Origin of the sequence: Actinospongiicola halichondriae (assembly GCF_049103745.1) — a bacterium.
GTDB lineage: Bacteria > Actinomycetota > Acidimicrobiia > Acidimicrobiales > Salinilacustritrichaceae > Salinilacustrithrix > Salinilacustrithrix halichondriae.
On record NZ_CP171622.1, the window covers coordinates 804,171 to 829,586 of the forward strand.

Consider the following 25,416-nt stretch of genomic DNA (forward strand, 5'->3'; position numbering starts at 1 on the left):
CGAGAAACCGACGACATCTGGCCAGGAGCATGTGCTGGAATGACCGGCACCAGAGAGAGGAGGTGGTCCAACACCATGGAAGACAGTTGTAACGGGACCCTGGAGGTGGCTGGCCGCTAGGTCAGTCCCTGCGTCTCAAGTCAAGGACCGACCTGGTGGAATCCCACCAGGCCACCGCTGTGTGTCAGCGGCCGGAGGTTGGTCCCATCCGGTGTCGAACGCGCACACAGTCCAACGCAAGAAGTGAACGTCTCGGGGAGGTCCCGCTTGTCGGTGGCCTCCCCGACACGCGTATCGTGCGTGACATGTCGAATCGCCTCGTCCGCATCGAAGAGCACCAGTGGCTCGGAGACAAGCGCACGTTCGTGGTCCATGACCAGGACAACGTGTGCGATCCGGCCGTCCTCGACGACATCGCGAAGGCGGAGTCCTGGGCGACGTTCGGACCCGACACGAGCGTCGAGGCCCGCAATCGCGGGTACAAGGTCTGCAAGGCCTGCGCGGCGAACGCCTCTTCGTGAGGCGTCGTCCCCGGTGAACGAACGCTTCACCTCGGGGTCGCTCACCCTCGTCGGTCACCTCGCCGGGGCCCCGGCCGAGGGGATGCCCCGCGGCCCGCGCCGAGCGGCGGTCGTCCTCGTGCACGGCTACCCGTCGGGGCCGTCGGGGACTGCGGGCGCCGTGTCCGCCATGCCCGAACTCGCGGATCGCATCGCCGACAACATGGAGATCATCGCGTTCTCGCCCTGTCTGCGAGGTATGGCCGGCAGCGAAGGCGACTTCTCCATCCGTGGGTGGGCCGACGACGTCCACGCCGCCGTGGCCCATGTGCGTGCGACGACGAACGCCACCAGCGTGTGGCTCGTCGGGTTCGGCACCGGCGGCGCGCTGGCGATCTGCGCAGGAGCTGACGACCCGGAGATCGGTGGCGTCGCCGCGCTCGCCGCTCCCGCCGATTTCGACGACTGGGCCTCGAATCCACGACAGCTGTTCGAGCACGCGCGGGAACTCGGCATCACGTCGGTCCCGGCCCGGCCCGCGGCCATCGAGGGTTGGACTCGCGAACTCCGTGCGCTGCGAGCGGTCGACGGCGCACAGCGGATCTCCCCGCGGTCACTGCTGGTCATCCACGGATCGGACGACGACGTCGTCCCCAGCTTCGACGCCCGGGTGATCGCCGACGCGCACACCGAGGCCGAGCTCCACCTGCTCGAGGGTGCCGGCCACCGCCTGCGGCACGACCCGCGGGCCATGGCGATCACGCTGGGCTGGCTCGACCGGCAGCGCACGGCGGCCGTCCCCCGGACCGCCTAGTTCACTCCTGCTTGGACTTGCCCTTGGCCTTCTGGGCCTTCTTCCACTTGCGGACCTCGTGCAGCGCCTCCTCGGAGGAGATGTCGGCGACCGAGCGCTTCACGTCGTCGGAGAACGGGGCGGCCACGGTCTCCCAGCCCTTCGGCTTCTTGTCGAAGCGCTTGGCGAGGATGGCCATGAAGATCTTGGTCTTCTCCTCGCCGTAGCCGGGGATCTCGCGGAGGCGGTCGTGGACGACCTTGGCATCGCGCACGCCCTTCCAGATCTTGTCGGCCTGCCCGTCGTAGTGCTCGACGACGTGTTGGCAGACGGCATGGACGCGCTCACCCATCGACTTCGGGAACCGATGGATGGCGGGCTTCGTGCGGCAGATCGCGACGAACTCCTCGCGGTCCATCGCCGCGATCTTCTCGGCGTCGAGGTGACCGAGTCGGTTCTTCAGCGTGTTCGGACCCATGAACGCCCACTCCATCGGCACCTGCTGGTCGAGCAGCATCCCGAGGAGCAGCGCGAGCGGATCCTCGACGAGGAGACGGTCGGCGTCGGGATCGCCGGTGACAGGAAGAACGGGCTTGGCCATGGCGCCACCCTAGGAATTTCCCGTTCCTGGATCACCACAGGTGTGACGGAGCGACGGGATTTTCTGGCTCAGCGGGTCCAGGGTGGTGCGACGTCGGTGTCCAGGCCGTGGGCGGCGATGGCCTCGGCCACCACCGACGGCTCGATCTCGCCGGCGTCCGCGAGTTCGTGGAGCACGGCGACGACGAGGTGTCCGGCATCGACCTCGAAGAATCGCCGAAGCGCTTCGCGGGTGTCCGATCGTCCGAAACCGTCGGTGCCGAGCGAGGCATAGGGGCGGCCGACCCAGCGCGAGACCTGGTCGGGGATCGCACACATGTAGTCGGTGACCGCCACGACCGGGGCGTCGGAGTCAGAGAGACGCTGGGTCACGATCGGGGTCCCGGCGTCGCTGTCGGGATGCAGGCGATGCGCCCGTTCGACCGCCAATGCGTCCTCGCGAAGCCGCTTGTACGAGGTGACCGACCACAGGTCGCAGGCGACGTCCCATCGCTCGGCCAGTTCGTCACGAGCAGCGGCAGCGGCGCCGTAGGCGCTCCCGGAGAACAGGATCGTCGCACGCTTCGACGGACCGTCGGGAGCCTCGTCCCATCGGTACATGCCTTCGACGACACCCTCGGCGACGCCGTCACGATCCGGCATCGCCGGCATGGGGTACGTCTCGTTGTAGAGCGTGAGGTAGTAGATGACGTCGCGCTGGTCGTCGGGCGAGTCGGGGCCATACATCCGCTCGATCCCGGCCTTGATGATGAGGGCGACCTCGAACGCGAACGCCGGGTCGTAGGCCTCGACCGTCGGGACCGTCGACGCCAGCAGGAGTGAGTGGCCGTCCTGGTGCTGGAGGCCCTCACCGGTGAGCGTGGTGCGTCCGGCCGTGGCGCCGAGGAGGAAGCCGCGGGCGCGGGCGTCGGCTGCCGCCCAGATGGAGTCGCCGACACGCTGGAAGCCGAACATCGAATAGAAGATGAAGAACGGCACCATCGGCACGCCGCGGTTGGCGTGCGCGGTTCCGGCGGCGATGAAGCTCGACATCGAGCCGGCCTCGGTGATGCCCTCTTCGAGGATCTGACCGTCCTTGCTCTCGGTGTAGGAGAGGAGGAGGTCGTGGTCGACGGGTTCGTACAGCTGCCCCTTCGAGGCGTAGATCTTGATCTCCCGGAACAGGGAGTCCATCCCGAACGTGCGCGCCTCGTCGGGGACGATCGGCACGACCCGCTGGCCGAACTCGTCGTCGCGGGCGAGGTTGCGCAGCAGGCGGGTGAACCCCATCGTCGTCGCCACCTCCTGCTTGCCCGAGCCGGTCAACAACTCGTCGTAGACGCCGGGGTCCGGCAGGGAGATGGGCTTGCGCGTGGGGAGGGGGCGGGAAGGGAGCGAACCGTTCGAGTGCCTTGATCCGAGCATGGAAGTACTCGTGTTCGGGCGTCCCCTCCTTCAGGGTGATGTAGGGAGGCTCGGCGTCGTCGGTGAGTGACGCCTCGGGCACCTCCTCCTGGAGGTAGAGCCGGTCGCGCAGCGTCCGGAGCTGCTCGATGGTCATCTTCTTGATCTGGTGGGTGGCGTTGCGGCTCTCGACGCCCTCGCCCAGGGTCCAGCCCTTGACCGTCTTCGCGAGGATCACGGTCGGCTTGCCGGTGGTCTCGGTCGCGGCCTTGTAGGCGGCGTAGAGCTTCTTGTAGTCGTGGCCGCCACGGGGGAGGTTGCGGATGTCCTCGTCGCTCAGGTGCTCGACGAGCTTCCGCAGGCGGGGGTCGGGGCCGAAGAAGTCGTCACGGGCATAGCCACCGTCCTCGACGGCGTAGCGCTGGAACTGCCCGTCGACCGTCGTGTTCATCTTGTTGACCAGGACACCGTCGACGTCGCGCTGGAGCAGTTCGTCCCACTTGCCACCCCACACGACCTTGATGACGTTCCAGCCGGCCCCGCGGAACACCTGCTCGAGTTCCTGGATGATCTTGCCGTTGCCGCGGACCGGTCCGTCGAGGCGCTGCAGGTTGCAGTTGACGACCCACGTGAGGTTGTCGAGACCCTCGCGCGCCGCGAGGGAGATCGAGCCGAGCGTCTCGGGTTCGTCGGTCTCGCCGTCGCCGATGAAGCACCACACGCGGCTCTCGCTGGTGTCGTCGATCCGTCGGTTGTGGAGGTACTTCAGGAACCGCGCCTCGTAGATGGAGTTGATCGGCCCCAGACCCATCGAGACCGTCGGGTACTCCCAGAAGTCGGGCATGAGTCGAGGGTGGGGGTACGACGAGATTCCACCGTCGCCCGACTCCATCCGGAAGTGGTCGAGCTGGAGCTGGGTGAGCCGACCCTCGAGGAACGCTCGGGCATAGATGCCGGGTGCGGCATGGCCCTGGAAGTAGACGTGGTCGCCGGGTGTCCCGTCGGCTTTGCCGCGGAAGAAGTGGTTGAACCCGACCTCGTACAGGGAGGCGGACGACGCGAACGTGGCGAGGTGGCCGCCGATGCCCTCGGCCTTCTTGTTGGCCTTGATGACCATGACGGCGGCGTTCCATCGGATGTAGGCGCGGATGCGTCGCTCGACGTGCTCGTCGCCCGGGAACCATGGCTCGCGCTCGGGCGGGATGGTGTTGACATAGGGCGTCGACACGGCCGGGGCGGCACCGACCTGGAGCTCGTCGGCACGGGCCAGCAGCTTGGCGATGATGTAGCGCGCACGGGTCTTGCCATGGGTGTCGACGAGGGCCTCGAGACTGTCGAGCCACTCGCCGGTCTCGCCGGGATCGATGTCCGGGAGTTGGTTGACGTGCCCATCGATGCTCATGCCCCCAGCCAACCAGGATCGACGCCGGATTGCTCCGTTACCGACCGGTAGTTCCTAGTGTTCTGTCGATGACACGTGTGTGGACCGATGGAGCGTGTCGGGGGAACCCTGGCCCCGGTGGATGGGCGTGGGTGGCCGACGACGGCCGGTGGGCCAATGGTGCCGAGGCCGAGAGCACCAACCAGCGCATGGAGATCGTGGCCGCGCACCGGGCGGTGCAGGCGCACGACGGACCGATCACGGTCGTCTCCGACTCGACCTACGTCGTGAACTGTTTCCGCGACGGCTGGTGGAAGGGCTGGCTGAAGCGAGACTGGAAGAACAGCCAGAAGAAGCCGGTCGCCAACCGAGAGCTCTGGGAGCCGTTCATCGAACTCGTGACCAGCCGTGACGACGTCGACTTCGAGTGGGTCAAGGGTCACTCGGGCGACGAGATGAACGACATCGCCGATCGTCTCGCCGTGGCTGCGTCGCACTCCCAGACCGAGGACAGTGGCGACGAGGTCCCCGACGACCTCGGTGAGGCCGACGACGTGGGCCGTCCGACGTCTGCGACACCATCGGCGACGGCGACTCCGGCAGGAGGAGGCAACCGCGACCGACGGCTCCCGGCAGGTCGTCTGGTGGGGATCTTCGGCGTTCGACCCACTGAGTTGGGCGGCTATGACCCCAACCCCGTGGCCGACGCAATGGGCCGCAAGCTCCAGCAGATCATCTCGGCCAAGCGGTTGATGGACGAGGACCTGTTCGTGGTCTCCGGTCTGCGGCTGGGCGCGGAACAGCTCGGGGCCGAGGCAGCGATGGCTGAGGGGATCCCGCTGGTGGCGGTGCTCCCGTTCCCCGACCCCGACTCGCCGTGGCCCGAGTCGTCACGTCGTCGGTTCCGGCAGCTGTGCGAACACGCCGAGGTCGTGCTCACGCTCGAACGCAAGGTGCCCGACACCAAGGCCAAGGTCGGCGGCGCGTTGCGCCGCCGCGATGCGTGGATGGCCAGGAACCTCGACGAGGCCATCGTGGTCTGGGACGGCAAGGATCCCTTCACGGGTCGCCTCGTCGAGACGCTGCGCACCCACCTCGGTGACGACGTGTGGGAAGAGCTGATCCTCCCCGGCTGACCCTGAGTTCCCGGTCAGTTCCCGGTCAACCGTCGAAGCACCGAGTAGGCGACGTTGATGTCGCGGATCGAGGCCTCGGACGTGGCCCGGTGCTCGTCGGAGGCGTCGAGGAGCCGGTCGGGATGGTGGACCTTTGCGAGGCGTCGGTGGGCGGCGGTGATCTCGCTCCAGCTCGCGCCCGGGCGCACGCCGAGCACGGCCCAGGCGTCGTCGGGGTCGTAGTAGTAGTCGCCGCGGGTCCTGCTGCGATCGTCGACCTCGCTGGGGATCTCGACCGGGTCATCGATGGTGGGGACGAACAGCGTCTCCGCCGGGAACGACGAGACGAAGTCCTCCGACCGGGGTGCCGGAGCCTCGTCGACCGGCCTTCGCCCGAATGCCGCACGGAGCTCTTCTGGCGAGGGCGGATGGACGAAACGGGAGCTGACCGCGTCGAGACGCGACGAGAGCTCGTCGTCGTGCGGACGCGTCGCAGGGTCTCGACGATCGGGCACGGTGTCGACGGGCGCGTCGGGGCGTCGTTCGCGACGCTTCCGATCCCACCGCTTCCGCATGGCCATGCAGACAGTGTGTCGTACGAGCGGCCCGGAGGTCGGCGACGGGTACGTTCGCGTCATGCGGATCGGAGCCGACACCGGCGGGACGTTCTCCGATCTCGTCACCGACGACGGCCGGATCCTGAAGGTGCTGTCGACGCCGTCGGCTCCCGATGCAGCGGTCCGCGAGGGCGTCGGGCAACTGGCGGGGAGTGGCGATCGGCCGTCGCTCCTCGCGCATGGGACGACCGTCGCGACCAATGCCGTGCTGGAGGGTGCGCTGGCCGGCGTGGTCCTGGTGTGCAACGACGGGCTCGTCGATGTGATCGAGATCGGTCGTCAGGACCGGCCCAGTCTCTACGACCAGTGGGCCGACCGGCCGGCGCCGCTCGTGCCGCGCGATCGCCGGGTCGGCGTGGTGGGTCGCCTCGCCGCCGACGGCCGCGAGTTGACGCCGCTCGACGTCTCGTCGCTGGGTGAGGTGCCGGAGGGCGTCGTCGTCGCCGTCTGCCTCCTCCACGCCGACATCGAGCCGGCTCACGAGGTCGTGGTGGCCGAGCATCTCCGCTCGCTCGGCCATGAGGTGGTGGCCTCGCACGAGAGCTCACCGGAGTACCGGGAGTTCGAGCGGACCGTGACGACGGTGGTCGATGCCGGCCTCCGTCCGCTGTGTCGTGACTACCTGCTGCGTCTCGACCAACTCGCCGACCAGGTCTCGGTGATGACCTCGGCGGGTGGCCTCCTCGACGCTCGGGTCGCTGCCGACCGTCCTGCGGCTCTGCTCCTCTCCGGGCCCGCCGGTGGCGTACGCGCGGCGGCGGCCGTGGCGGTCGCCTGCGGACACCCCGACGCCATCACGTTCGACATGGGCGGGACGAGCACCGACGTGTGCCTCGTGCAGGAGGGGGAGCCTGCCTTCGCCACCACCCGACACGTGGGTGGGTATCTCGTTCGCTACCCCTCGCTCGACATCCACACGATCGGAGCCGGCGGCGGTTCGATCGCGGCCATCGACGTCGGCGGAGCGCTGGTCGTCGGCCCGGCGAGCGCTGGCGCGGACCCCGGTCCGGCGAGCTATGGCCGCGGTGGCGAGCTCCCGACCGTGACCGATGCCAACGTCGTGTTGGGTCGGATCCCTGCGCAGTCGACATTCGGCACCCTCCAACTCGATCGTGATGCGGCCGTCCGAGCGTTGAACTCCGCCGGGGTCGAAGCCGAGGGGATCATCGAGGTCGTCAACGCCAACATGGTCCGGGCGTTGCGAGCGGTCTCGGTCGAGCGTGGTGTCGACCCGTCGTCACTCGCCCTGGTGGCGTTCGGCGGAGCGGGCGCCCTCCATGCGTGCGCGCTGGCCGACGAGATGGGGATGTCGACGGTGATCATCCCCGCTCGTGCCGGTGTGCTCTCGGCCGTGGGTCTCCTCGCCGCCCCGCCACGCCGGGAGGTGGTGCGGAGCCGAGTCGACCCGGCGGTGCTCGACGGACTCGACGACGAACTGGCCGCGGTGGCGGCGGACGCGCGAGCGCTCGCTGGAGCGCACGACGACGTCGTGGTGGAGATTGCGGTGGACTGTCGGTACGCCGGTCAGTCGCACGAACTCACGGTCGTCGACGTGGCGTCGTTCCACGGCGAGCACGAACACCGCAACGGCTTCGCCCGCCCGGACGCGCCCGTCGAGGTGGTCGCGGTCCGCGTGGCGGCGATGCGGCCTCCCGCGCTCGCCGTCGACGAACTGCCGATCCCACCGCACCGGGTCTCGGCCGAGGAGTGTTCGGGGCCACGCGTGATCGCCGAGCCCGACTGCACGATCTGGTTGGCCGAGGGCTGGACGGCGCGCCCGGGCCCGACCGGCGCGCTCGGTGCTCACACGGAGTGCACCATGACCTCGCCGACGCTCGACCCCGCCAAACTCCAGGTCCTGATCTCGAAGCTCACGGGTGTCGCCGAGGAGATGGGCGCGGTGCTGCAGCGGAGCGCCTTCAGCCCCAACATCAAGGAACGCGCCGACTGCTCGGCTGCGTTGTTCACGCCGGACGGGACGCTCCTCGTCCAGGCGGAGCACATCCCCGTGCATCTCGGATCGATGCCTGCGAGCGTCGCTGCGGTGATCGCAGCCTTCGACGGTCGCGTCGTCGCCGGCGAGCAGTACGTCGTCAACGACCCGTTCGCCGGGGGGACGCACCTCAACGACATCACGGTCGTCGCACCGTGCATTCTCGACGACCGTCTCGTCGGGTGGGCTGCCAACCGTGCGCACCATGCCGACGTGGGTGGCTCCGCTCCCGGGTCGATGCCGGCCGACGCCCACGAGATCTTCGAGGAGGGCCTGCGCCTGCCTCCGGTCCGACTCACCGACGACATCCGCTCCGTGCTGTTCGCCAACTCGCGCACGCCGGTCGAGCGTGCCGGTGACCTCGACGCCCAGGTCGGAGCGAACGCGCTCGGCGTCCGACGTCTGGCCGAACTCGCCGACGCGCCGGTCCACGAGGTCGTCGACTACGGCGAGCGCCGGATGCGCTCGGCCTTGACCGGCATCGACGACGGCTCGTGGTCGGCGACCGACGTGATGGACTCCACGGGATCGGGCGTCGACCAGCAGCGACCGTCCGAGATCCGCGTGCGCCTCGACGTCATGGGTGACCGACTCCGGGTGGACTTCACCGGGTCGGCTCCGCAGTCGGACGGGAACGTGAACGCCGTCGCCGCCGTGACCGAGAGCGCTGTCGCGTTCGCGATCCGCTCGGTGATCGACCCGACGATGCCGGCCAACGGTGGGGCGTTGCGGCCCATCGAGGTCGTTCTCCCGCCGGGTTCGATCGTGGCCGCAGACGCGCCGGCGGCGGTCGGCGCCGGCAACGTGGAGGTCTCGCAGCGGGTCGCCGATCTGGTGCTCGCCGTCCTCGCCCAGGCCGATCCCGAGCGGGTGGCGGCGGCGAACCAGGGGACGATGAACAACCTGCTCCTCGGCGGTCGGGGCTGGGTCTACTACGAGACCGTCGGCGGTGGACAGGGCGGACGGTGGCACGACGGTCATGGCATGCCCGGGCAGTCGGGCATCCAGACGGGCATGACCAACACCAAGAACACGCCCATCGAGGCGCTGGAGCGGGCGTTCCCGTTGCGGGTGCTGCGCTACCGGCTCCGGCGGGGGAGCGGCGGGGGTGGCAGGGCGCCCGGTGGCGACGGCATCGAGCGCGATCTCCAGGTCCTGGAGGACGTCACCGCCTCGCTGATCACCGAGCGACGGGTGTCGCGGCCCGCTGGACTGGCGGGCGGCGAGCCGGGTTCGACAGGGGAGAACTGGCTCCTCCCGCAGGGTGACGAATCACGAGCGGAACGACTGCCCGACAAGTGCACGATCCGGCTCGAGGCCGGCGACGTGTTGCGCATGCTCACGCCCGGTGGCGGGGGCTGGGGCGCTCGGTCCGAGACCTGACCTCGGCCGTCTGCAGGCCGCGAACCGCCGGATAGCCTTCCTGGATGGTTGGCCGATCCGTGCGCATCGCGTTTCTCACGCTTGCCGCATGGGCGGTGCTCTTCGCTCCCGGCGCAGCAGCGTCCGAGGGCGGCGGCGATCCGGCAGTGGTGGAACCGGATCAGGTGGCATCAGCGATGGTCGCGCCGACCTTCGGTCCCGATGGCGTCGTGATCGCCCGGACCCGTCGTCCCGATCACGAGCCCACGAGGGGCTTCCCCGGACCCGCCGGCGACCTGTCCCGCAGCGTCGACCTCGCGCAGGATTCCATCGAGCAGACGGTCGACGATCGCTCGGACGTCGCTCACGGCAACGAACGGACGCGGAGCGTCGCCATGCGCGCTCCGCCAGAGGGCTGACGCCTCCCCCGACCGACACCGTCGGTCCGTGTCCTGTTCACCTGCCGATCGACGGGAGGGCCCGTGCCCATCTCTGGTGCAACGGCAGCACTCTTCTCCACTTCGATGAGCATCGAGCCGGTGCTCTTCGCCGGCGCAGCGTTGACCCTCGCCGGCGTCCTCGCGTCCAAGCTCGCCACTCGGCTCGGCGTGCCCGCGCTGCTCTTGTTCCTCGCGCTCGGCATGCTCGCCGGCTCCGACGGCCCGGGAGGCATCGAGTTCGACGACGCCTCGACCGCGCAGGCCGTCGGCGTGGCGGCCCTCGCGATCATCCTCTTCGACGGGGGGCTCGCCACCCGTTGGAGCGTGGTGCGTCCCGTGCTGGGGCGAGGCATCACCCTGGCAACCGTCGGCGTGGTCGTGACCGCGGGCATCACCGGAGCGGTGGCGACCTGGCTGCTCGACCTTCCGGTCGAGGTCGGGCTGCTGCTGGGAGCGATCGTCTCCTCGACCGATGCGGCCGCCGTCTTCTCGGTCCTGCGATCGCGGAGCACCGGACTCCGGGAAGGGATCCAACCCACGCTCGAGCTCGAGTCCGGCGCCAACGACCCCATGGCTGTGTTCCTCACCATCGGCCTCGTCGACCTCGCGGCCGGGAACGTCTCGTCCTGGACCGAGCTGATCCCGGTGTTCCTGGCGCAGGCGGGCATCGGCACCGTGGCCGGCCTCGCAGCCGGGTACGTGGCGCACGTGCTGCTCAACCGGATCGACCTCGGCAGTGACGGGCTCTACCCCGTGTTGACCTTGACGATCGCGTTCCTCACGTATGCGGGGACGGCGCTCGCCGGGGGGAGCGGATTCCTCGCCGTGTACCTCTGCGGGATGTGGCTCGGGAACCGGGACATCATCCACGGCAAGAGCATCGGTCGGTTCCACGACGCGACCGCCTGGCTCGCGCAGATCGGCATGTTTCTCGTGCTCGGGCTGCTCGTCTCTCCGTCCCGACTGCCCTCGGTCGTCGGACCTGCGCTGGCGGTCACGGCGGTGCTCGTCCTCCTCGCCCGTCCGGTCGCGACTGCGGTCGCGCTCCTCCCGTTCCGGGTGCCGATACGGCACCAAGCAGTGGTCGCCTGGGTCGGACTCCGAGGTGCGACGCCGATCATCCTCGCCACCTTCCCGCTCGTGGAGGGGGTGCCCCAGTCGCAGACACTCTTCGACGTCGTGTTCTTCGTCGTCCTGACGTCGGTCCTCGTGCAGGGCACCACCGTCGGGTCGGTCGCCGAGATGCTGGGTGCCACGAGTCCCGCACCGGCGCGGAACCCGTCGCCGCTGGAGCCCGGTCGTCCGATGCCCGACGGGACCGCGCTCCGCCAGTTGGTCATCGCTCCCGACACCTTCGCCGACGGCCGTGCCCTGGTGGAACTCCATCTCCCCGAACGGGCGCTCCTGGTGCTGGTCGAGCGCGACGGCGTCTACCTCGTCCCCACCGGTGCGACCCGCCTCGTCGCCGGCGACACGATCACCATGCTCGCCGACGACGCGACGTTCGTCCGGACCGAGCACCGGCTCATGGACGTGCAGGAGGAGCGGCCTCACTGACCGATCCGGTCATGGTCGGCGCCGCGATGACTACGCCAGAAATGGTCACGTCGTGCCATATCCCCACGAATGGGACATCGGGATACTTGGTTCGTCCCCCTTCGTGCGACTGGAGCCGCGATGACCATCCTCCGAACGGTCTGCCCCACCTGCGGGGTGGTTCGCGTCCGAGCGCCAGAGACCACTCTGCGCACCTACGACAGCGGGCTGAGCCTCGAGGTCGACTTCTCGTGTCCCGGGTGCGAGAGCCGTGTCGTGCAGCAACTCAACGCTCGTATGTTGCCGTTGCTCGTGAGCGCCGGATGTGTCGTCGAGGACGACTTCCCGTCCGATGCCGAGGGTGCGATCTCCGAATCCGAGATCCGAGCGTTCACGCAGGCGCTCGACCGCGACGACTGGGCCGACGAACTCGCCTACTGAGGCCGCTCGACGACCGCGCCGGCGTCGGTTGGCCGACTTGACCGACCAGTCAATAGTCTCCGGGCATGGAAATCACCGGTTCTTCATCTGTCATCACCGGCGGGGCCAGCGGCCTCGGCGAAGCCACCGCCCGACTGCTCGCCTCGAAGGGCCAGCACGTCGTCGTCGTCGACATGAACGACGAGAAGGGTGAGGCTGTCGCCAAGGACATCGGCGGTGTGTTCGTGCACGCCGACGTGTCGGATCCCGACCAGGTCATCGCTGCGATCGAGGCCGCCAAGGAGATGGGCCCGCTCAAGACCATGGTCACCGCGGCCGGCATCGGCTTCGCGACCCGCACCATCGGCCGCGACGGCCAGTACGAGTCGGCCCACGACCTGAACATCTACAAGAAGGTCATCGAGGTCAACCTCGTCGGCACCTTCAACTGCGTGCGCCTCGGCGCGTCGGCCATGAGCCTCAACGAGCCGGACGAGGACGGCGCCAAGGGTGCCATCGTCACCGTCACCTCGGTCGCTGCGTTCGACGGTCAGATCGGCCAGGCCGCCTACTCGTCGTCCAAGGGCGGCGTCGTCGGCATGACCCTCCCCATCGCCCGCGACCTCAGCGCCGCCGGCATCCGCATCAACTGCATCGCTCCCGGCCTCATCGACACGCCGATCTACGGCGAGGGCGAGGCCTCCGAGGCGTTCAAGGCCAACCTCGGCCAGAGCGTCCTGTTCCCGAAGCGCCTCGGCACCTCCGACGAGTTCGCCTCGATGGCCGCCGAGCTGCTCACGAACAGCTACATGAACGCCCACGTCGTCCGCGTCGACGGCGGCATCCGGATGCCGCCCAAGTGAGGTAGTGCTCTCGGAACCCTGGTTCCGGACAGATCGTGCGAATCCCCCTCCGTTCTGGAGGGGGATTCGTCGGTTTTGCGCCCGGTGCGGAGGGGAACGGCAATCAGGGCCACGCTTGCGGTCTTTCTGTGTGTGGTTGCTTGCGCGCGCTCTGAATCGCGTGGAGCATGTGTGCAGGGTTATCAAGAACAATTGGTTCGCCCGACGGGCGAGGATCGGACGGACATGGACGCAACGAGGATCAAGCTGTATCGGATCGCCGCCACGGTGACCGTCGTGATGGCGGCAGGAGCGGTGCTCGGTGCGCCGTGGAAGTGGACCTGATCTGATGCGCATCGTCATCAAGTGGTGACTCGGGAGCGCGCGCGCCAGGTATTCACCGGTTCCGTCGAACTCGTGGCTGTGGCAGTACTCGTCGCCGCAGGCAGTCGAGGCGCGGACATCGCACCGGACCACCGCTGGTTTGTCGGCGTGCTCTTCGCACTGCTCGTCTGTTCCGAGATCCGGCCGATGCAGTGGCATCCTCGTGGTGGGGAGTTCACCGCGTCGTGGGGATTCGCCGGCGCACTCGCGCTGGTGGCGGAGCCGGTCGTCGGTCTCGCCGCGATCGCGCTGGCGTCCGTCATCGGCGACCTCGTTTCGCGAAAGCGTCTCGACCGCATCGCCTTCAACAGCGCGTCGCTCGTTCTGTCGCTGGGTGCGGGCGTCGGTGTCCTCCATCTCGCTGGCGCACCGGACTTCGTGGTCGCGGGAGCGATTCCGTGGTGGTATCTGGGGCTCACGGTGAGCTTCGCCATCACCGTCTACGTGACGAATCTGGCCCTCATGGCGACCGTGATCCACCTGGATCGTGGGGTGACTGTTCGCTCGATCCTCGAGATCGCCGTGCCGCAGTCGATCTCCGATGACCTCCTGCTCCTCGCCATGTCTCCGGTGTTCGCAATCGTGGGACTCCGCTCGCTTCCGATGCTCGTCCTCCCACTGCTCGCCGTGGTCGCCATCCACCGCAGTGCTCGGCAGGCGGCGGATTCTCGTGTACGAGCGACTCGCGATGAGTTGACCGGCCTCGTCCACCGAGACGAGTTCGTCGATGCCCTTGCCGCCGCGATCCCCGCCGGAACTGTCGTCGTGATGCTCGACCTCGATGGCTTCAAGGGCATCAACGACCGGCTGGGTCATGCTGCTGGCGACCGCACGCTCCAGATCGTGGCGCAGCGCCTGTCGGCATCGGTTCGTCCGACCGACGTCGTGGCTCGCGTCGGTGGCGACGAGTTCGCCGTCGTGATCGAGCAGACCTCGGGCGTCGAGGCGCAGGCGGCCGTCGAACGAATTCGAGCGGCGATACGGGCCCCGATGGAGGTCGATGGCGTCCCACTGCCGTTGGAGGTGAGCCTCGGCGTCGCGGAGTCGCCGATCGACGGCACCGATGTCGAGACGCTCCTGGATCGTGCCGACACTCGGATGCTGACCAACAAGATCGGGCGCCGTGAACCCAACGCAACGATCGTGCCGTCGTTCTCGTCTCGCCTGTCGCTGCTTCGCGATCTGCGGGCCGCGATCACTGACGACACCCTGGGAGTGGCCTTCCAACCGCAGATCGATCTGCGGACCGGTCAAACCGTCGGATTCGAGTCGCTGGTCCGATGGCGCCGCGACGGCAAGGACGTCAGTCCAAGCGAGTTCGTGGCCGCGGCCGAGCACACGGAGCTCATCGGGCCGCTCACCGATCACGTCCTCCACCGATCACTCGAGACGTGTGCGCGCTGGTGGGGTGAGGGCCACGAAGTCCCGGTGTCGGTCAACATCTCCTCGCGCTCGCTCATCGACCCTCGGTTCATGGACGTCGTTCGTTCGTCGCTCCTCGACGCCGGTCTGCCGGGGCGTGCGCTCGAGGTCGAGTTCACGGAGAGCGCTCTCCTCGTCGACGTGGCAGTTGCCGCAGAGACCATCTTCGAGTTGCGAGACGAAGGTGTATCGCTCGCGATCGATGACTTCGGCACAGGGTTCTCGTCGTTCGATCACCTGCGATCGTTGCCTGTCCGTCGGCTGAAGATCGATCGGTCGTTCGTGGGTGGCAGAGACCGCGTCGCCGATCCGAGATTTCTCGGCCCGATCATCACGCTCGCCCACAACCTCGGCGTCTCCGTGGTGGCCGAAGGTGTGGAAGACACAGCGACGGAGCGGGTTCTCGCCGACCTCGGATGCGACGCAGGCCAGGGATGGCTCTTCTCCCGTCCTCTGTCTGCGGACGATTCGGTTCGGTGGCTCAGCGACACGCCGGCCGACGCTGCGTTCGGATGATCGTCCCTGTCGCGATCGCCGGGGTCATCGGGCTGGTCGCGATTCGGTACCGGACACTCGCCCCACTTGGTGAGATCCGGTTCCGGGCGCCGTGGACGGTGGCGATCGCGCTCGCATCGCAGCTCATCCTCATCCAGGTCCTGCCGGCATCGACGCCCACCGTCATCGCCGTCGTCCTCCATCTCGCCAGCTATGGGGCGGCGCTCGCGTTCGTGTGGGTCAACCGCCGCTGGGTCGGCCTCCTGGTCGTTGGTCTCGGCGGGGCGTTGAACCTGGTGGTGATCGCCGCCAACGATGGCGTGATGCCGGCATCCGATCGGGCGATCGAGTCGGCTGGACTCGTCCACGACGACTCGTTCCAGAACTCCGGGCCCGTGGACGATGCCGCCCTCGCCCCGCTGGGCGACGTCTTCGCGGTGCCAGAGCCGTTGCCTCTGGCCAACGTCTTCAGTGTCGGCGACGTGATCATCGTGATCGGTGCCGGCGTTCTCGCCCTCGGGGCCTACCGCAGCGCCGCCAGGCCCGACGATGGAATGAACCTCGCACCGCCCGAGGTTGTTCCTCCTGAAGCCGCCGAGACCTGAGGATCAGCCATGAAGGCAGTACTGAACGGAACCGTGGTCGCCGAGAGCAACGAGACCATCGTGGTGGAGGGCAACCACTACTTCCCGCCGTCGTCGATCAGGACCGAGGCGTTCACGCCGACGGCGCACTCGACGCACTGCCCGTGGAAGGGCGACGCGTCGTACTACACGGTGTCGGTCGAGGGTCGCTCCGAGGAGAACGCGGCCTGGTACTACCCCGAGCCCAAGGACGCCGCCGCCGAGATCAAGGACCACGTCGCCTTCTACGGCAACAAGGTCCAGATCACCGACTGAGTCGTCAGCTGCCGACGGTCGGGAGATAGGACGGACGGGCCGCCTCGAACGCCGTGATCTCGTCCTCGACCCGGAGGGTGAGGCCGATGTCGTCGAGGCCTTCGAGGAAGCGGTGTTGGGTCGAGTCGTCGAGCGGGAACGAGCTCTCGATGTCGCCGGCCTTCACCGTGCGTGACTCGACGTCGACCTGGAAGACGAGGGTCGGGTCGGCCTCGACCGCCCGCAGCAACTGTTCGCCGATTTCGGACGAGACCTGCACCGGGACCAGCCCGTTCTTCGTGCAGTTGTTGCGGAAGATGTCGCCGAAACGAGGCGAGATCACGGCCTCGAAGCCGGCCTGTTGGATCGCCCACACCGCGTGCTCGCGAGACGAGCCAGTGCCGAAGTTGGGCCCACCGATCAAGATGTTGGCGCCCTGGTACTGCTCCTGGTTGAGGACGAACCCGGGGTCGTCCTTCCACTCGGAGAACAGGCCCTTCTCGAACCCGGTGCGCTCGACGCGCTTGAGCCAGTCGGACGGGATGATCTGATCGGTGTCGACGTCGGACCGGTCCAGGGGGACGGCGGTTCCTTCGATGGTGCGTACGGCGCGCATGGCGTCTCCAAGGGGATATTGCGTCAGTTGCTCAGGAGAGTCCTGAGCAACGGACGAAATTTTCTAGTGGTCGAGGTCTGCGGGGGTGGCGAAGTGGCCGGCGATGGCGGTGGCGGCGGCGACCTCGGGGGACACGAGGTGCGTGCGGCCGCCTCGGCCCTGACGGCCTTCGAAGTTGCGGTTGCTGGTGCTGGCGCAGCGTTCGCCGACGGCGAGCTTGTCGGGGTTCATGGCCAGGCACATCGAACAGCCGGGCTCACGCCAGTCGAAACCGGCGGCCCGGAAGATCTCGTGCAGGCCCTCGGCCTCGGCCTGGTCCTTCACGGCGAAGCTGCCGGGCACGACCATGGCGCGAGGGATGGTGACGGTCCGGCCGGCTTCCAGGGCAGTGGCCGCAACGGCCGCAGCCGCGCGCAAGTCCTCGATCCGCGAGTTGGTGCACGAGCCGATGAAGACCGTGTCGACGGTGACGTCGCGCATCGGCGTTCCTGCCGTGAGCCCCGTGTACTCGAGGGCCCGCTCGGCGGCGTCGCGCTCGACCGGGTCGGCGTAGCTGCTGGGGTCGGGTACCTCGGCCGAGATCGGGATCACCTGACCGGGGTTGGTGCCCCAGGACACGTGTGGCTCGATCGTGGCAGCGTCGATCACGACCTCCTTGTCGAAGGTGGCGTCGTCGTCGGTGAACAGGGTCTTCCAGTCGGCCACGGCGGCGTCCCAGTCGGCGCCCTTCGGGGCGTTGGCGCGACCCTCCACGTAGTCGAACGTCGTCTGGTCGGGAGCGATGAGCCCTGCCTTGGCGCCCATCTCGATCGACATGTTGCAGACCGTCATCCGGCCTTCCATCGACAGGGCGCGGATCGCCGACCCGCGGAACTCGATCATCGAGCCGATCCCGCCGCCGGTGCCGACCCGGCCGAGGATGGCGAGCACGATGTCCTTGGCGGTGACCCCGGGCGGGACCTCGCCGTCGACCGTGACGGCCATGGTGCCCGGGCGGGACTGGGGGAGGGTCTGGGTCGCGAGGACGTGTTCGACCTCGGAGGTGCCGATGCCGAACGCGATGGCACCGAAGGCACCGTGGGTCGACGTGTGCGAGTCGCCACAGACGACGGTCATGCCCGGCTGGGTGTAGCCCTGCTCGGGGCCGATCACGTGGACGATGCCCTGCATCGGGTTGCCCAGGCCGTAGTGGGTGATGCCGAACTCGGCGCAGTTGGCCTCGAGCGTCTGGAGCTGCTTCGCGCTGATCGGATCGGCGACCGGCTGGTCGATGTCGGCTGTCGGCACGTTGTGGTCGGCGGTGGCGAGGGTCAGGTCGGGGCGGCGGACCGTCCGGCCGTTCAACCGGAGCCCGTCGAACGCCTGCGGCGACGTGACCTCGTGGATCAGGTGGAGATCGATGAACAGCAGGTCACCGTCTTCGCCGTGGTGGACCAGGTGGCGGTCCCAGAGCTTCTCGCTCAGCGTCTTGCCCATCGTGTGCTTCTTCCCTCGTGCGGGTTGACTGTCTCAACATGTGGGATAGAGTTCCCAACCAATGGACACTGTAAGCGGTATCGGCGTTCTCGACAAGGCGGTCCGAATCCTCGACGTCGTGGCTGCCGGTCCGGTCCGGCCATCGGAGCTCCCGGCCCGCACCGGGATCAGCCGGGCGACCGCGCACCGGTTGGCGGTCGGGCTCGAGGTCCACGGCCTGCTCCGCCGCAACGCCGACGGGGCATTCGTCGCCGGGCTCGCGCTGATCGGCCTCGGTCGTGCCGCGTCCGACTCGTTCCCGCTGACCGTCGCTGCCGCTCCCGCCCTCGAGGCCCTGCGCGACCGGACGGGCGAGTCGTCGCAGCTCTATGTCGCCGAGGGTGACGAGCGGCTCTGCGTCGCCGCGGTCGACTCCGCCCATGAACTCCGGACGATCGTCGGCGTCGGGGCGCGGCTTCCGCTCGAGGTGGGTTCTGCCGGCCGAGTGCTCTCGGGTGAGGTGGGCCGTGACGGGTGGGTCGCATCGGTGGCCGAACGGGCGTCCGGGGTCGCCTCGGTGTCGGCTCCTGTCCGCCGAGACGGTGCGGTCATCGCGGCCGTGAGTGTGAGCGGTCCGATCGAACGGGTGACGCGACGGCCGGGCTCGGCCTTCGGTGGAGACGTCACGGCTGCCGCCCGCGAGATCGAGGCGGCACTGCGCTCCGACTGAGTCAGTGCAGGCCCTCGATCGGTGGGCCGGCGACGTCGACCACGGTCCGGACCAGGATCTCGCGGTCCTCCCGGCTGTCTTCGGCCAACTGGCGACGACCGAACGTCCGTGCCCGCCCGATCACGAGGCGGAGCAGCGTGTAGAGCGGAGCGATCGTCGCGAGCGCGACCGCGCCGCCGACGGCGACCGCCAGCGCGGTGGCCCATGCCCACGTCCCGTCGGCCAGCACCACGCCCGTGACGGCCCAGGTCACGAGCCCGGCGACGAGGCCCACCAGCAGGCGGGTCGTGCCCTTGTTGACCGGGTTGCGCGCAGCGCTCGTCGTGGCCAGGACCAACGCGATGGCGGGGAGGTGGATCACCGCGAGCGCGAGGAGCAACGGCCCGATGAGGAACAGGACGCCGCCGGCGACCGCCGGACGAGCGAGGCGTCGGATCTGGTTCCGGTTCTCGAGATCGGAGTCGCGGAGGCCGATGAGCGAGAGGCGGGTGGCGTAGTCGCGGTAGCTGGCCACGACCGCCGCCCGGTCGTCTGCCGAGGCCTCCGCGAGGTGTCGAGCGAGCAGTTCGACGGTGCCGAACGTCGGGTCGAGCCGCGTGCCGGCATCCCGCGCCGTGACCTCGGCGGCGGCCCGGAGGATGAGTCGTTCGTCGAGGGTGTCGAAGTCGGGCGACACCGCGGCCAGGCGCTTACGGATCCGCTCTGTCAGCGCGAGCACGGCGTCTCGGTCCTCTTCGCCCGCCCCGTCGCGACCGGTCTCGCGACGCCACCCGTCGACCGAGATCGGTTCGCCGACGAACACCGCCACGGCCGGACGGATGTCGACGTGGCTCTCGAAGCTGAGCCCGATGGGGATGATCGTGACGTCGTCGACCGTGCCGAGGGCGCCCAACGCCATGCGGGCAGCGCCCGTCCGGACCTTCTCGAGCGACGGGCGGTCCGACGAGGTGCCCTCGGGGAAGATCGCCACCGTCCCGCCCGACGCGAGCACCGCATGGATCGCCCGGAACGTGGACGCGTTGGCTGCCGTGTCGCCGTCCGCGCGTCGGTACACGGGGATGACGCCGGCCAGTGCGAGGAACGGGCGGGCGATCCACACGTCGAACAGCGTCGCCTTGCCCACAAACCGGGGGACGCGACGGAGTGCTGCCGCCACGACCGCCGGATCGACGAAGCCGTTGCCGTGGTTGGCGACGATGATCGTGGGCCCGTCGATCTGCAGTCGTTCCCGATGGACGACGTCGACCCGACGATGGAACGAGAGGACCAGGACCTGGGCGAGGCGTCCGATGGCGCGGTCGAGGAACGCTCGGATCACGTGGTGCGCTCTCGGGCTCCCGGCGCATGGGCCACGGATGCACAGGCCCGGACGAGTGCCGGGACGAACCGGTCGGCTGCCGTGATGCACCCGCCGTGATCGGCGTCGACGTCGATGACCGCAGCGCCCGGGATGGACGATGCGAGGGTGGTCTGCCGTGCCGGCGGGACCGCCAGGTCGCGGGTCGTGCGGACGACGACGGTGGGGACGTCGATGTCGCCGAGCCACGAGCGGTTGTCGAACCGGCCGATGGCCGCACCGGCCTCGGCCACGGCGACAGGGTCACCGAGGCCGATCTGTGATCGCGCCCATCTGCCGAGGTCGCCGTCCTCGAGTCGCTGCCCGAGGAGTCGGCCGGCGACGGCCTGCCGGGCGCGTGGAGGCGTGAGCCGTCCCAGTCCTGCGACCACGGGAAGCGCGCTGGAGACGATCCGGCCGGCCCCGGAACGCCGGAAGATCGGCGCCGTCGCGCACAGGACCAGGCCGTCGACGAGGGTGCGGTGGCGGTGCCAGGTGAGCATGGCGATGGGTCCGCCCATCGAGTAGCCGGCGATCATCGCCCGGTCGATGTCGAGCGCGGCGCACAGCGCAGCGACGTCGTCGGCGCAATCGGCGAGTCGGAACCTCCGGCGCGAGCGGATGCCCCGGCCGTGGCCCCGGTGGTCGATGGTCACGACACGGAAACGCTCGGCGAGCGCGTCGTAGGAGGGGAACCAGTTGAGGTCGGCGTTCACCGTCCAGCCGTGCAGGAGGACGACGGTGGGCGCGCTGGGGTCGGGGCCGGGCAACTCGCGGACGAACGTGCTCCCGCGTCCGGGGAGGTCGATGACCTGTCCCGGTGGGAGGCGTGGCTCCCAGGCAGTCGCCACGGTGCGCTACTCGATCCCGACGACGGTGACCGACAACGTGGCGCCGGTCGGGGTCTCGTATTCGACCGTCTGGTCGATGCTCGCGCCCATGAGCGACTCGCCCAGCGCCGACCCCGGACTGATGACCTCGAGCTCGTCCGAGCGCTCCTCGATCGAGCCGACGAGGTATCGCTCGGTGTCGGTGTCGCCGTCGTAGCGGATCTCGACCACGGAGCCGACCCGGACCACGGACGATCCGCCGGCTTCGACGATCACGTGGTTCTCGAGGATGGAGAAGATGTGGCCGATGCGACCGGCCATCTTCCCCTGCTCCTCCTTGGCAGCGTGATAGTCGCCGTTCTCGGAGAGGTCGCCCAACTCGCGAGCCGCCTCGATCTTGCGGGCGATGTCGATCTTCTTGACGGTGGTCAGCTCGTCGTACTCCGCCTTGAGTCGGTCGTACGCGGCCTGCGTCAGCTCGTGGACGTGCTTGTCGGGAAGCTCATCCGTGAGCGCGGGGTTGTGCTTCTGAGCAGCCATCGTCCGAGGCTACCGGGAGTGTGGTTGGGTCCGAAGTTGACGCCGGGGCCCGGAGGCGGTTGCATTGAGAGCCGTGAACCCGGTCTCGAGCCTCCTGCGCTTCGTCGCCACCATCATCATTCGCTAGCGCGCACCTGCGGGTGTGCGCTGTTCCGACCGTCCGCCTCTGGTGGACGGTTTCGTCGTTCCAGGGAGCAGACACATGACACACAAGATCGCCGTCGTCGGTGGCGACTACATCGGACCCGACGTGGTGGCCGAGGGCCTGAAGGTCCTGCGCGCCGCCGGCGTCGACTTCGAGGCGACCGAGTTCGAGATGGGTGCCCAGCGCTGGAAGCGCGACGGCGAGGTCCTCTCCGACGAGACGCTCGCCGAGCTGCGGGACTACGACGCGATCTTCCTGGGCGCCATCGGGGGCGCACAGGGAGAGGTCCCGTCGGGGCTGCTCGAGCGGGGCATCCTGCTCAAGACGCGCTTCGAGCTCGACCTCTACGTGAATCTGCGCCCGTTCCTCCTGCCCGAGGAGGACATCGACTTCCTGGTCGTCCGTGAGAACACCGAGGGGACCTACGCCGGTGAGGGTGGGTTCCTGCGCAAGAACACCGAGTTCGAGGTCGCGACCCAGGGCTCGGTCAACACCCGCAAGGGCGCGGAGCGCTGCATCCGCTACGCCTTCGACCTCGCACGGGGTCGGGAGCGCAAGCACCTGACCCTGGTGCACAAGACCAACGTGTTGACCTTCGCCGGCGACCTCTGGCAGCGGACGTTCGACATCGTCGCTGCCGAGTATCCCGACGTCGAGACGAACTACCAGCACATCGACGCGGCGTGCATCCACTTCGTGACCAACCCGCAGCAGTACTCGGTGATCGTCACCGACAACCTCTTCGGCGACATCCTCACCGACCTCGGAGGCGCGGTCGCCGGCGGCATCGGTCTCGCCGCCAGCGCCAACCTCAACCCTGATCGCACCGCACCCTCGATGTTCGAGCCGGTCCACGGTTCGGCCCCCGACATCGCGGGTCAGAACAAGGCCAACCCGGTCGCAGCGATCCTGTCCGCCGCGATGATGATGGAGTTCCTCGGCGACGTCGACGCAGGCGCCCGGATCCGGGCGGCATGCGAGGATGCACCCGAGGGATCCACCACCGAGATCGGCGACGCCATCGCCGCCCGTCTGAGCGAGAACACGGAGAGCTGACATGCCGTTCGAACCGACCGAGAAGATCTGGATGAACGGCGAGCTCGTCGACTGGGACGCCGCCCAGATCCACGTGCTGACCCACACCCTCCACTACGGCATGGGTGTCTTCGAGGGCATCCGTGCCTACGAGACGAGCGACGGTCCCGGGATCTTCCGGCTGACCGAGCACATCGAGCGGCTCCACAACTCGGCGAAGATCCTGATGATGGATCTGCCGTACTCGGTGGACGAACTGGTCGAGGCCACCAAGTTGGTCGTGCGTGAGTCGGGGCTGCCGTCCTGCTACATCCGCCCGATCGCGTACTACGGCTACGGCGAGATGGGGCTCAACACCCTGCCGTGCTCGGTCGACGTCGCGATCGCCTGCTGGCCGTGGGGCGCCTACCTCGGCGACGACGCCGTCACGAAGGGGGTGCGCATGAAGATCTCGTCGTGGACGCGCCACGATCACAACACGATGCCTCCGGCGTCGAAGACGACCGGCAACTACGTCAACTCGTCGCTGGCCAAGGTCGAGGCGCTCAAGTCGGGCTACGACGAGGCCATCATGTTGAACCGGGCCGGGCTCGTCTCGGAGTGCACCGGCGAGAACATCTTCGTGTCCCGCCAGGGGAAGCTCATCACCCCGCCGCTGTCGTCGGGCGCGCTGCAGGGCATCACCCAGCACACCGTGACCACGCTGGCCGAGGAGATGGGGCTCGAGGTCGTCGTCGACGACATCGCCCGCTCCGACCTCTACATCGCCGACGAGATGTTCGTCTGTGGCACCGCCGCAGAGGTCTCGGCGGTGAACAGCGTCGACGACCGCGCGATCCCGTGCCCAGGCCCGGCCACCACCGCGATCGCCGACGCCTACGCGAAGTGCGTGCGGGGTGAACTGCCCCAGCACAAGGACTGGGTGGAGCTGTGTCAGTAGATCTGCCGACCCGGGTCGACGTCTTCGACACGACACTGCGCGACGGTGCGCAGTTCGAGGGCATCTCCCTGTCGGTGGACGACAAGCTCCGCATCGCCGAGCAACTCGACCACCTCGGCGTCCGGTGGATCGAGGGCGGGTATCCGCAGGCGAACCCCAAGGACGCCGAGTTCTTCAAGCGGGCGCCCGACCAGCTGACGCTCTCGACCGCCGAGCTGGTGGCGTTCGGGTCGACCCGCAAGCCGGCGGGCAAGTCCGATTCCGATCCGACGCTTCGGGCGTTGGTCGAGGCCGGAACCACGACGGCGTGCATCGTCGGCAAGTCGTGGGACTTCCACGTCACCGAAGCCCTCGGCACCACCCTCGACGAGGGCGTGGCGATGGTCCAGGACTCGGTGAAGTTCCTCCGTGCCGCCGGCATGCGGGTCTTCTTCGACGCCGAGCACTGCTTCGACGGCTACAAGGCCAACTCCGAGTTCGTGCTCCGGGTGCTCGAGGCCGCGGTGATGGAGGGCGCCGAGTGCGTCGTCCTGTGCGACACCAACGGTGGCTCGCTCCCGCACGAGGTCCAGCGGATCACCTCCGAGGTCGTCGCGCACTTCGGCAGCGACGTCCAGGTCGGCATCCACACCCAGAACGACACGGGTTGCGCGGTGGCCAACTCGATCGCCGCCGTGGTCGGTGGGGCGACGCACCTGCAGGGCACGGTCAACGGCTACGGCGAACGCACCGGCAACGCGAACCTCATGACCTGCATCCCCAACCTCGAGCTGAAGATGGGGATCCCCTGTCTCCCCGAGGGCAACATCTCGCGGCTGACCGCGGTGTCGCGTCACGTCAGCGAGCTCGTGAACCTGCCGCCCCACGCCGCTGACCCGTACGTGGGGGCGTCGGCGTTCGCGCACAAGGGTGGTCTCCACACCTCGGCGCTCGGCAAGGCCGGGAACAAGTCGTACGAACACGTCGACCCCGGCAGCATCGGCAACCACACCCGCGTGCTCGTGAGCGACCTCGGCGGTCGCGCCGGCATGCAGATGAAGGCCGAGGAGTTCGGCATCGACCTCGACGGCAAGGCCTCGGCCGAGATCGCCCAGAAGGTCAACGACCTCGAGGCCCGTGGCTATGTCTTCGAGGCCGCCGACGCCTCGCTCGAGCTCCTGATGCGCCGGGCGACCGGCTGGAACCCGGACGACTTCCGGGTCGAGTCCTACCGGGTGTCGTCGTACCACCGCGAGGGCGACGTGGCCCCGGGGTCCGACATCGAACTCACGAACGAGGCCACGGTCAAGCTCTGGATCGGTGACGACCGCCGCATCGCCGTCGGCGAGGGCAATGGTCCGGTCAACGCCCTCGACTCGGCGCTGCGTACCGCGCTCAACGGCCATTTCCCGGCGCTGAACGACATCCACCTCGTCGACTACCGGGTCCGCGTCCTCGACACCGCGATCGGCACCGAGGCCGTCACCAGGGTGCTCATCGAGTCGTCCAACGGCGATGACTCGTGGTTCACCGTCGGCGTGTCCGAGAACGTGATCGAGGCGTCCTGGATGGCGCTGACCGACGGCATCCGCTTCGGCCTCCTCCACCACGCCACCTGAACAGAGCGACTGCGTTCTGGTGAACGATCG

General features: G+C 68.6%; 22 protein-coding genes and 1 pseudogene. 15 read left to right on the forward strand and 8 right to left on the reverse strand.

Going from position 1 to position 25,416, the window contains the following annotated elements; translation table 11 throughout:
• Nucleotides 1-305 precede the first annotated feature (305 nt).
• Entirely contained in the window at nucleotides 306-521 is a 216-nt protein-coding gene (locus AB8619_RS04060; protein WP_436795179.1) for a hypothetical protein, read from the forward strand.
• 13 nt (nucleotides 522-534) lie between these two features.
• Nucleotides 535-1,314, forward strand: coding sequence for an alpha/beta hydrolase (locus tag AB8619_RS04065; RefSeq protein WP_436795180.1), 780 nt, complete (start codon nucleotides 535-537; stop codon nucleotides 1,312-1,314).
• Nucleotide 1,315: 1 nt separating this feature from the next.
• On the opposite strand, the gene AB8619_RS04070 is transcribed toward AB8619_RS04065, so the two are convergent.
• Together AB8619_RS04070 and aceE are read right to left on the reverse strand one after the other, a co-directional pair.
• Nucleotides 1,316-1,894, reverse strand: a complete 579-nt coding sequence (locus AB8619_RS04070) for an HhH-GPD-type base excision DNA repair protein (RefSeq protein ID WP_436795181.1) — start codon at nucleotides 1,892-1,894, stop codon at nucleotides 1,316-1,318.
• Between the two features lie 68 nt (nucleotides 1,895-1,962).
• Nucleotides 1,963-4,678 (reverse strand): annotated as a pseudogene (aceE, locus tag AB8619_RS04075) (pyruvate dehydrogenase (acetyl-transferring), homodimeric type).
• Nucleotides 4,679-4,746: 68 nt separating this feature from the next.
• Between aceE and AB8619_RS04080 the strand changes: the two are divergent.
• Nucleotides 4,747-5,793: an RNase H family protein gene (locus AB8619_RS04080; RefSeq protein WP_436795182.1), complete on the forward strand. Its 1,047-nt coding sequence runs from the start codon at nucleotides 4,747-4,749 to the stop codon at nucleotides 5,791-5,793.
• Nucleotides 5,794-5,807: 14 nt separating this feature from the next.
• Here the strand turns inward: AB8619_RS04080 and AB8619_RS04085 are convergent, their stop codons facing one another.
• A complete protein-coding gene (locus tag AB8619_RS04085) occupies nucleotides 5,808-6,353 on the reverse strand; it encodes a J domain-containing protein (RefSeq protein WP_436795183.1) in 546 nt (181 codons plus the stop codon).
• Between the two features lie 55 nt (nucleotides 6,354-6,408).
• On the opposite strand from AB8619_RS04085, the gene AB8619_RS04090 reads away from it, so the two are divergent.
• From AB8619_RS04090 to AB8619_RS04125, 8 genes are all read left to right on the forward strand, one after another.
• Nucleotides 6,409-9,765 (forward strand): hydantoinase B/oxoprolinase family protein, encoded by a 3,357-nt coding sequence (locus AB8619_RS04090; RefSeq protein ID WP_436795184.1) that lies wholly within the window; start codon nucleotides 6,409-6,411, stop codon nucleotides 9,763-9,765.
• A 44-nt stretch (nucleotides 9,766-9,809) separates the two neighbouring features.
• Nucleotides 9,810-10,163: a hypothetical protein gene (locus AB8619_RS04095; protein WP_436795185.1), complete on the forward strand. Its 354-nt coding sequence runs from the start codon at nucleotides 9,810-9,812 to the stop codon at nucleotides 10,161-10,163.
• Nucleotides 10,164-10,268: 105 nt separating this feature from the next.
• Nucleotides 10,269-11,741, forward strand: coding sequence for a potassium/proton antiporter (locus AB8619_RS04100; RefSeq protein WP_436795186.1), 1,473 nt, complete (start codon nucleotides 10,269-10,271; stop codon nucleotides 11,739-11,741).
• A gap of 120 nt (nucleotides 11,742-11,861) precedes the next feature.
• The gene (locus AB8619_RS04105) at nucleotides 11,862-12,161 is read left to right on the forward strand and encodes a hypothetical protein (protein WP_436795187.1); all 300 of its coding nucleotides are present in this window, start codon (nucleotides 11,862-11,864) and stop codon (nucleotides 12,159-12,161) included.
• Between the two features lie 65 nt (nucleotides 12,162-12,226).
• Entirely contained in the window at nucleotides 12,227-13,003 is a 777-nt protein-coding gene (locus AB8619_RS04110; protein ID WP_436795188.1) for an SDR family NAD(P)-dependent oxidoreductase, read from the forward strand.
• 396 nt (nucleotides 13,004-13,399) lie between these two features.
• Nucleotides 13,400-15,304 carry a putative bifunctional diguanylate cyclase/phosphodiesterase gene (locus tag AB8619_RS04115; RefSeq protein WP_436795189.1) on the forward strand — a complete coding sequence of 635 codons (1,905 nt, stop codon included), beginning with the start codon at nucleotides 13,400-13,402 and terminating at the stop codon, nucleotides 15,302-15,304.
• Complete coding sequence (locus tag AB8619_RS04120) at nucleotides 15,301-15,888, forward strand: DUF5317 family protein (RefSeq protein ID WP_436795190.1); 588 nt, start codon at nucleotides 15,301-15,303, stop codon at nucleotides 15,886-15,888. The genes AB8619_RS04115 and AB8619_RS04120 overlap by 4 nt, the downstream gene beginning before the upstream one ends.
• 9 nt (nucleotides 15,889-15,897) lie before the next feature.
• Nucleotides 15,898-16,182 (forward strand): DUF427 domain-containing protein, encoded by a 285-nt coding sequence (locus AB8619_RS04125; RefSeq protein ID WP_436795191.1) that lies wholly within the window; start codon nucleotides 15,898-15,900, stop codon nucleotides 16,180-16,182.
• 4 nt (nucleotides 16,183-16,186) lie between these two features.
• Here AB8619_RS04125 and leuD read toward each other — a convergent pair whose 3' ends face one another.
• Entirely contained in the window at nucleotides 16,187-16,777 is a 591-nt protein-coding gene (gene leuD / locus AB8619_RS04130; RefSeq protein ID WP_436795192.1) for a 3-isopropylmalate dehydratase small subunit, read from the reverse strand.
• A gap of 63 nt (nucleotides 16,778-16,840) precedes the next feature.
• On the reverse strand, nucleotides 16,841-18,253 hold the full coding sequence (leuC, locus tag AB8619_RS04135) for a 3-isopropylmalate dehydratase large subunit (protein WP_436795193.1): 1,413 nt from the start codon (nucleotides 18,251-18,253) through the stop codon (nucleotides 16,841-16,843).
• 61 nt (nucleotides 18,254-18,314) lie between these two features.
• Between leuC and AB8619_RS04140 the strand changes: the two genes are divergently transcribed.
• The gene (locus AB8619_RS04140; protein ID WP_436795194.1) at nucleotides 18,315-18,962 is read left to right on the forward strand and encodes an IclR family transcriptional regulator; all 648 of its coding nucleotides are present in this window, start codon (nucleotides 18,315-18,317) and stop codon (nucleotides 18,960-18,962) included.
• 1 nt (nucleotide 18,963) lies between these two features.
• Here AB8619_RS04140 and AB8619_RS04145 read toward each other — a convergent pair whose 3' ends face one another.
• From AB8619_RS04145 to AB8619_RS04155, 3 genes are read right to left on the reverse strand one after another with little or no spacing between them, the layout of a single operon-like run.
• Entirely contained in the window at nucleotides 18,964-20,280 is a 1,317-nt protein-coding gene (locus AB8619_RS04145) for a 1-acyl-sn-glycerol-3-phosphate acyltransferase (RefSeq protein WP_436795195.1), read from the reverse strand.
• Entirely contained in the window at nucleotides 20,277-21,149 is an 873-nt protein-coding gene (locus AB8619_RS04150) for an alpha/beta fold hydrolase (protein ID WP_436795196.1), read from the reverse strand. The genes AB8619_RS04145 and AB8619_RS04150 overlap by 4 nt, the downstream gene beginning before the upstream one ends.
• Before the next feature lie 6 nt (nucleotides 21,150-21,155).
• Entirely contained in the window at nucleotides 21,156-21,668 is a 513-nt protein-coding gene (locus AB8619_RS04155) for a GreA/GreB family elongation factor (RefSeq protein ID WP_436795197.1), read from the reverse strand.
• Between the two features lie 202 nt (nucleotides 21,669-21,870).
• Between AB8619_RS04155 and AB8619_RS04160 the strand changes: the two genes are divergently transcribed.
• Genes AB8619_RS04160 through cimA form a run of 3 tightly spaced genes read left to right on the forward strand, consistent with a single transcriptional unit; the run spans nucleotide 21,871 to nucleotide 25,386 of the window.
• Nucleotides 21,871-22,869 (forward strand): 3-isopropylmalate dehydrogenase, encoded by a 999-nt coding sequence (locus AB8619_RS04160; protein WP_436795198.1) that lies wholly within the window; start codon nucleotides 21,871-21,873, stop codon nucleotides 22,867-22,869.
• Nucleotide 22,870: 1 nt separating this feature from the next.
• Nucleotides 22,871-23,788 carry a branched-chain amino acid transaminase gene (locus AB8619_RS04165; protein WP_436795199.1) on the forward strand — a complete coding sequence of 306 codons (918 nt, stop codon included), beginning with the start codon at nucleotides 22,871-22,873 and terminating at the stop codon, nucleotides 23,786-23,788.
• The gene (gene cimA, locus AB8619_RS04170) at nucleotides 23,779-25,386 is read left to right on the forward strand and encodes a citramalate synthase (protein WP_436795200.1); all 1,608 of its coding nucleotides are present in this window, start codon (nucleotides 23,779-23,781) and stop codon (nucleotides 25,384-25,386) included. The genes AB8619_RS04165 and cimA overlap by 10 nt, the downstream gene beginning before the upstream one ends.
• The last annotated feature ends 30 nt before the right edge of the window (nucleotides 25,387-25,416 follow it).